This window comes from Actinophytocola sp., from assembly GCF_035942955.1.
In the GTDB taxonomy this organism is placed as follows: domain Bacteria; phylum Actinomycetota; class Actinomycetes; order Mycobacteriales; family Pseudonocardiaceae; genus DASYTH01.
On the sequence record NZ_DASZCQ010000022.1, the window covers coordinates 1 to 7485 of the forward strand.

Annotated in this window: 3 protein-coding genes; 1 reads left to right on the plus strand and 2 read right to left on the minus strand. The window is 69.5% G+C overall.

The genetic code is table 11. The annotated features are described in order from the left end of the window. Positions 1–194: 194 nt before the first annotated feature. A complete protein-coding gene (locus tag VGX25_RS01640) occupies positions 195–3113 on the minus strand; it encodes a glycoside hydrolase family 48 protein (protein ID WP_326915699.1) in 2919 nt (972 codons plus the stop codon). A 259-nt stretch (positions 3114–3372) separates the two neighbouring features. Here VGX25_RS01640 and VGX25_RS01645 point away from each other — a divergent pair, with 259 nt between their 5' ends. Continuing rightward, positions 3373–4530 (plus strand): lytic polysaccharide monooxygenase, encoded by a 1158-nt coding sequence (locus tag VGX25_RS01645; protein WP_326915700.1) that lies wholly within the window; start codon positions 3373–3375, stop codon positions 4528–4530. Positions 4531–5291: 761 nt separating this feature from the next. On the opposite strand, the gene VGX25_RS01650 is transcribed toward VGX25_RS01645, so the two are convergent. Continuing rightward, positions 5292–7016, minus strand: coding sequence for a glycoside hydrolase family 6 protein (locus tag VGX25_RS01650; protein ID WP_326915701.1), 1725 nt, complete (start codon positions 7014–7016; stop codon positions 5292–5294). Positions 7017–7485 lie beyond the last annotated feature (469 nt).

Below are 7485 nucleotides of genomic sequence, written 5' to 3' on the forward strand. Positions count from 1 at the left end.
GCCGCCGGCGCGGCGAGCACGGTCCCCAGGGCCAGACCAGCGGCGGCCAGGATCGCTCGAGCACGCATCGTTGCGTCCCTCCTTACTGGGGGCAAGTCCCCAGACCCTCACCGAGGCTCAGCCCCGGACCCCTGTCCGGGGAGGGTGGGTGGCGGGGCCCGCGCCACGCCCCGGCGTGGGCCCCGCCACCGGCATCAGGGGAACAGCCGACCGAAGTCCGCCATGGCCATCGCGACGTCCGCCTGTGCCCAGAACCGGTGGTAACGGAAGCTCGGAACCGCACCACCGTTGAGGTAGGACTGAACCTGCGGCCACGCCGGGTCGTCGCGGTACCAGGACCGGATCCCGATGAACGTCGAGCTGGAGTTGACCGCGTCGCCGTTCGCCATCGTCCCGGTGAAGCCGGACGGAACGAAGACGGGATCGTCGAACCGGTTGTAGTCCGACCGGGTCTCGGCCACCGAGACACCCCTGGTGTCCTGGTTCGTCGTTGCCCACATGGCATCGAGCAGGTTCTTCGCCATGTCGCGCGACGCGGTGTCGCCGGAGCGGGCCGCGTAGTACGCGAGGGTTCTGGCGTACGCCGCGGTCACGCCGACGTCGTTGCCGCGGTTCATGATCGTGACGTGCAGGCCGGCGTTGGCGCCAGGACTGGTCGGGTTCCACGTGTCGGGCGCACCGGACCACGACATCTCGTTCGGGATGGACCAGGTGCCCGCCGCCACGTTCACCGTGGTGTTGGCGCGCGCCCAGGCGGTCCACTTGTCCAGCACGGTCTTGGCCAGCGCGTTGCCGGTCACGTTGTAGTACTCCGCGACCCGCTCCATCGACCACGCCTGGAAACCGAACCACTGGTTGCTCGGCGGGTCGTGGTAGACCGGCTGGAAGTCGTAGAACATCCCGTAGAAGGTCGGGGTTCCCGCTGGCGGCTGCGCGTAGCGGCCGGCCCAGCTGTTGGACGCGCCACCGGCGATGGCGCCCTCGTTGGACTGCAGCCACCGGTAGAACTCCAACTGCCGCTGCAGACTGCCGGCCCAGTCCGCGGCCGCGGTGGGCGACTGCGGCCGGAGCGCGGCCACGTTCGCCAGGACATGGGCGGCCATCGGGTTCTGGTAGCCGAAGTGCGCCTGGCCGGACCCGATGCGCCAGGCCCACGAGCCGTCGGTCGCGCCGCCCCACGCGTAGTACCACGTCAGCAGGCCGGTCGAGCTGTTCTTGCCACTGCCCGCCGGGCAGGTCGTCGGCCCGACACAGTTGCCGACCTGCTTGAAGTACTTGTCGTAGAAGGCATACCGCAGGAAGTCGCCCAGTTTGGCGGCCTTGGCCACGGTGGCGGCGACGTCGGCCTGCCGGCCCTGCTGGGTAGCCCAGACGTTGGCCCAGTAGGCCGCCTGCACGGCGCGCGCGTCGGCGTCCGGCGCGTTGGTGTAGCGCCATTGCCGGGCGTACTGGGAGTCCTGAATGAACAGCGGCAGGAATCCGTTCGGCCCGCCCTGGCCGCTGTTGAACGGCTCCCACGACGGGTGCGGCACGGTCTCCCACACCGACTCCTGCGGCCCGCGCTGGAAGGTGTTGATGTAGGCCGGGCTGCCGGTGCGGTTGCCGCGCCGGCCGTAGCCGTACCGGTTGTCCACGTCGAGCAGCCAGTGCATGCCGTAGACGTCCCGGGTGCCGTACGTGCTCTGCAGCTCGTTGGCCAGCGGGTCGGGGCCGGTCTGCACGTTGGCGTCCAGCGGCACCGGATACTGGCTGGGCAGATCCTGCTCGGGCGCGTACGTCGCGGTGTCATTCGGGTTGTACGCGGCGTTGCTCGGCTGGTCGGCGGCGGTCGGGATGATGTGCGTCTCCATCGACTGCCACGCCGTGTTGAACCGGGTCCAGTCCTGCGTCGCCTGCCCGTACTCGGCCTCCAGCCAGATCCAGAAGCTGTACGCCTCGGAGGTCGTCACATGTCCGTAGTCCGGCGCCTCCACGATCAGCGTCTCGACCGAGTGGTACGGGATCTTCGGGTTGTGGCTGCTGAAGTAGCCGTTGGCCGGGTCCATGATCTTGTTGTACTGCTGCATGAACCGCTGGGCGTAGGTCGACAGGTCGTTGTCCGCCTCGGTGGCCGTGATCGTCGCCGAGCCCTGGCCGGTGGCGCTTGCGGTGAAGGTGGCCACGCCGTTGGCGCTGTCGGCGTCCTCCGCCGCGGCCAGGGTGACCGTCTGCGCGGTGTTCCAGTTGTCCGGGGTGAAGGTGCGGGTGGCGCCGGCGGACACGGTCAGGTTCGTGTCCCCGGAGGTCCGCGCGGTGGTCACCGTGACGTTGCCGGCCGGCTGCCGGTCCAGCCGCAGCGACACGTTCGCCGTGCCGTTCTCCGGCACGTTGATCGCCGACGGGGCGGCGACGATGGACGGGCCGGTGTCCGGTGTGACGGTGATGTCGACGGGGGCGGAGTTGCCGACCGCGCCCGCGTTGTCGATCGCCCTCGCCACCAGGACGTAGTTGCCGGCCGGGACGTCGTTCCAGGTCAGGCCGTACGGGCTGGAGGTGTCCGAGCCGATCAGGGTGTTGCCGGCGAAGAACTCGACCCGCGCCACGGTGCCGTCGGAGTCGGCCGCCGTCGCGGCCAGCGCGATGTCCGAGCCGGCGGTGAAGGTGGACCCGGTCGCCGGCGCGGTGAGCGTGGCGGTCGGGGCCGAGTTGGCGCCGTTGCAGGTGACGCCGTTGATCGCGAAGCTGGTCGGCGCGGTGTTCGTGCCGGTAAAGGTGCCGTTGAAGCCGATATCGGTGGCCTGCCCGGCCGTGAGGGTGCGGTTCCAGTCAAGGTTGGTGGCGGAGACATTCGCGCTGCCGGCCGCCTGGGTCCAGGTGGCGTTCCAGCCCTGGGACACCCGCTGGGTTCCGGGGAAGGTGAAGGTGAGCGTCCAGCCGTTGAGCGTGTCGCCTAGGTTGGTGATGCGGAGGTTGGCCGTGAAGCCGCCACCCCCGCCCCAGTTGCTGGCGCCGTAGTTGACCGAGCAGGCCACCGCCTGCGGGGAGATCTCCGACGAGGCCGCCACGGGCGTCGCCACGAGCAGCAGGGCCAGGGCGACGCTTGGGAGCGCTCCCAGCCGATGGGGTCGTCGCATGTGGTTCTCCAGGTGGTTCTCGCCGCGGCCAAGTGGCCGCACAGGGTTGGCGCTGGACTCTGGGAGCGCTCCCAGATTCCAGTAAACCATTTGTTACCAGGTGATCACTACAGGTGTCAATGTTTCAACAGTCCCAGATCGACTACTTCGGGCCCGCTCGGGCGGGCTCCGGAGATCGATATTGACACACGGCTGTAACGGTTTGATTCTGGGAGCGCTCCCAATCGCTACCCGTAACTGAAAGGAGACGGTGGGCCACATGAGAGCACTCCACAAGGCGCGGGCCGGCGGCGTCGTCGTCGCCCTAGCCACCTCCCTGCTGGTGGTAGTGCCTGGTCCGGCGGCACAGGCACACGGTTCGAACACGTTTCCGCTGTCCCGGACCTACGCCTGCTTCGTCGATGGCCGCACCAACGGCAACGGCGACCTCAACCCCCAGAACCCGGCCTGCGCGGCCGCCTGGCGCAACGGCCCCAACTACCCGTTCTGGAACTGGTTCGGCAACCTGATCAGCAACGCCGGCGGCCGGCACCGGGAGATCATCCCGGACGGGAACCTGTGCGGTCCCGGCGAGCAGTTCGCCCAGTTCCGGGCCGCGCGCGCGGACTGGCCGCTCAACCAGGTGCGGCCGGGGCAGCAGATCACCATGCGGTTCAACGCCTGGGCGCCGCACCCGGGAACCTGGTCCACCTACGTCACCAGGGACGGCTTCGACCCGACCCAGCCGCTGCGCTGGGCGGACCTCGAGCCCGTGCCGTTCAACGAGGTGACCAACCCGCCGCTGAACGGGTCCGGCCCGGACGGCGCCGAGTGGACCTGGCCGGCCACCGTGCCCGCCAACAAGAGCGGGCGGCACATCTTCTACACGATCTGGCAGCGCAACGACAGCCCCGAGGCGTTCTACAACTGCATGGACATGTGGATCAGCAACGACGCGCCGCCACCCCCGCCGCCTCCGCCACCGCCGCCGCCCGCGGAGTGCGAGGTGCAGTACGTACCCGGCACGACGTGGGGCAACGGGTTCAGCGCCGAGGTGCGGGTCACCAACGTCGGGGACAACCCGGTCTTCGGCTGGACCGTGCGCTGGTCGTTCCCGAACGGCCAGCAGGTGACCCAGGGCTGGAACGCCGACATCAGGCAGAACGGGGCTGATGTCACCGCGATCAACATGAGCTGGAACCTCCGGATCAACCCCGGTCAGACGGTGTCGTTCGGGTTCAACGGGAGCCATACCGGCACCAACAACCCGCCGACCGACATCACCGCCTGCCAGCCACCCTCGGCCCCGGCGGCCACCGCCACCACGGCCGACTCCACCTTCCTCACCTCCGTGATCAACACTCTGCGGACCCTGCCCACCCTGCTCCAACACACCGCCGCGGGGCACGACACCACGCACACCCACCACCACGGCTGATCCGCTTCACCCGAAGGCCGCCTTCCCAACGAAGGCGGCCTTCGCCTACCCGGCACGTTTGGCGGGTGTCGCCGGCATGTAGGCAGGTGCGCGGGTGTTGGGGTCGCGGCATCGCCGTTGGCCCGTGGCGTGGCTGGTGGTCCCTGATGCCGGCATGTTGGCCCGCGGCGCTGGCGCATTGGCGCCTGGCGTCGCCATGTTGCCGGGTGGCGTGGCTGGGATCCGTGGCGTCGGCATGTTGGCGCGCCTGGCGTTGGCATGTTGCGGATGGCGTGGCCGGAAACCCGTGGCGTCGCCATGTTGGCGGGTGGCGCCGGCAGGTTGGCGGGTGGCCTGGCAGCTTGGCGGTGGCGTCGCCACGTTGGCGGGTGGCCTGGCTGGAGACCCGTGGCGTCGGCATGTCGCCGCATGGCCCTCGGGGTGTTGGCCGGCCGTGGCGGCGGGGTGGCATGGCTGTGTTGGGCGCCGTGCGTTGGCATGTTGGCCCGTGGCGCGGCATGTTGGCGCCTGGCGTCGGCGAATTGGCGCCTGGCGTCGGCGTTGGCACCTGGCGCCGGGGGTGTTGGCGGATGGCGCCGGCGTGTTGGCCCCGGACGTTGCCATGTTGGCGGTTGCGTGGCTGGACCCATGGCGTCGCGTGTTGGCGCGTGGCGAGGGTGGGGGCCGTGAGAGGCCAACCCGCCCGGAGGAGGGCGGCCCGAAGGCCGCCTTCGCTCGGGTGAACGGAGCGAAGGCGGCCTTGGGTGCGGCGGCGAATTTCCTTACAGCGGCGGGAAGGCGTTCTGCATCAGCTGCGCGAACTGCTGCGGGAACCAGTGGCCCGACAGCGGCGCGTTCGGCAGCGCCCCGGACATGTTGTTGTTGTTGCGCGGGTTACCCGTGTAGGTCGGGTCGCACATCCGGTCGAAGCCCTTGCCCTCGTCGTTCGGGATCTCCGTGCTGGAGCCGTCCGACTCGCCCGGCGGCTTGATCCACACGTACGCGTCGATCCCGGCGGACGGAGCCGGCCGCGGCCGCTCGCCCAGCCCGGCGCCGCTCTGGTTGCACCAGTTGCCGAGGTGGATGCGACGGTCGATCCGCGACTCGTTCATGAACGTGACCGGGTCGGTCGACGTGCTCGCCTGGGTGGGCCGGGCCGCGCCGCCCCAACCGTTGCGCGAGGTGTCGATCAGCATGCCGATGTTGGAGTCGAAGCACTCCTGGTCGGCCCGCGACCGCCAGTCCCGCGCGAAGGTCAGCTCGTCGACGTAGCGGTTCCAGTCGACCCAGCCGCCGGCCACCTCGCGCAGCACCCGGCCACCCACCACGGTGTTGGCGGTGAAGAACGGCTCCTGCAGGGCACTGTAGTTGGCCGTGTTGACGATGAAGCCCTGCACGTTCGACGGGCTCGCCGGGGCGGTGCGGGCGGTCTGGCACATCAGCTGGATGGTCGCCAGGAAATTGTCGTCCCAGCCGAGCCAGCCGTGGTGACCGGCGTCGACGTAGTTGTAGACGTTCGGCACCGCGCCGAGCGTGCCGAGCGCGTACGCCACACCGGTCACGTAGTTGCCGTTGGACCGCATCACCTCACACTCCGGCGTCGCGGTCGGCCGGCCGCCCGCGTTGGTGATCAGGTTCGGCAGCGAGTCGATCTCGATGATCGTCACGATCCGCAGGTTGGCGTACGCCGGCCTGGCCAGGATGTCCCTGATCGGGTTGATGTACTGGGTGCGGTAGCGGTCGATCTCGGTCGGCCCGAGCTCACCGTTGGAGGCCAGCGCCGAGCAGTCCCGGCCGGGCAGGTTGTAGATCACGACCTGGAACACCAGCGCCGACGCGCCGTTGGCCGCGTCCTGCCGGACGGCCTCGTCGAGATGGCTGGCAAGGCCGCGCGCGCCCGTCGTGCCGTTGATCGCCGCGATCCGGTCCATCCACACGCCGGTCGGCTGGTTGGCGATCCGGCTGCCACCCGGCTCCGCCGCGGCCCGCGCCGACCAGTCGGGGTTCACGTACACCGTCGCGCCCACGTACGGGTTGTCCACCCGGTTGCCCGGGTTCGGCGGGTTGGAGGTGGTCGTCGTGGTCGACGTGGTCGTGGTCGTCGTCGTGGTGGTCGAGCCCGGGGGTTGACCGGTGCACACCGTGCCGTTGAGGGTGAACGAGGACGGCGCGGTGTTGGTGGCGGTGAACGTCCCGTTGAAGCCGATGTCGGTCGCCTGGCCGGTGGCCAGGGTGCGGTTCCAGTCCAGGCTGGTGGCGGTGACGTTGGCGCTGCCGGACGCCTGGGTCCAGTTGGCGTTCCAGCCCTGGCTCACCCGCTGCCCGGACGGGAAGCTGAACGCCAGCGTCCAGCCGTTGGTGATCGGGTCACCCAGGTTCGTGACGCGGAGGTTGGCCGTGAAGCCGCCACCCCCGCCCCAGTTGGATGACCCGTAGTCGACCCGGCACCCGGGTGCGGCACCCGCGGTGCTGTTCGTTGCGAGGGTGACCGTGGCTACTGCCAGCACAACCGATACGCCCGCAGCCGCAAGGGCGCGACCTCGTCGTCTGCTGAACTCTGATGATCTTGGCAGGGTCCTCATCTGGGAAATCGTCCTCTCGACCTCATCGTCGGCAGCTGGCAGCCGCCTCTTCTGGGAGCGCTCCCAGATCGGATGGTAACTGCGCCGAAACAAGCTGTACAGACATTCCGGGCGCGTGCCGGTCTCGATTCAGTACGCCCTCGCCCCGCGTTCAAGGCATGCGAAAACCCTGTCGCCTAGTCCATCGGCGACAGGGCGGTGCTTGATGGTTCGCACGGCGGGCTCCGCCAAGCCTGCGCCTTCTCGTACCCCGAAGACCCAGGAGCACTTGACGGTTCGCTCCGCAGGCTCCGCCAAGCCTGCGCCTTCTCGTTCCTCGAAGACGCAGGAGTGTCGAATGGTTCGCTCCGCAGGCTCCGCTCACTGGCGCCGGGGCCGGGTCGGAACCCGGCCC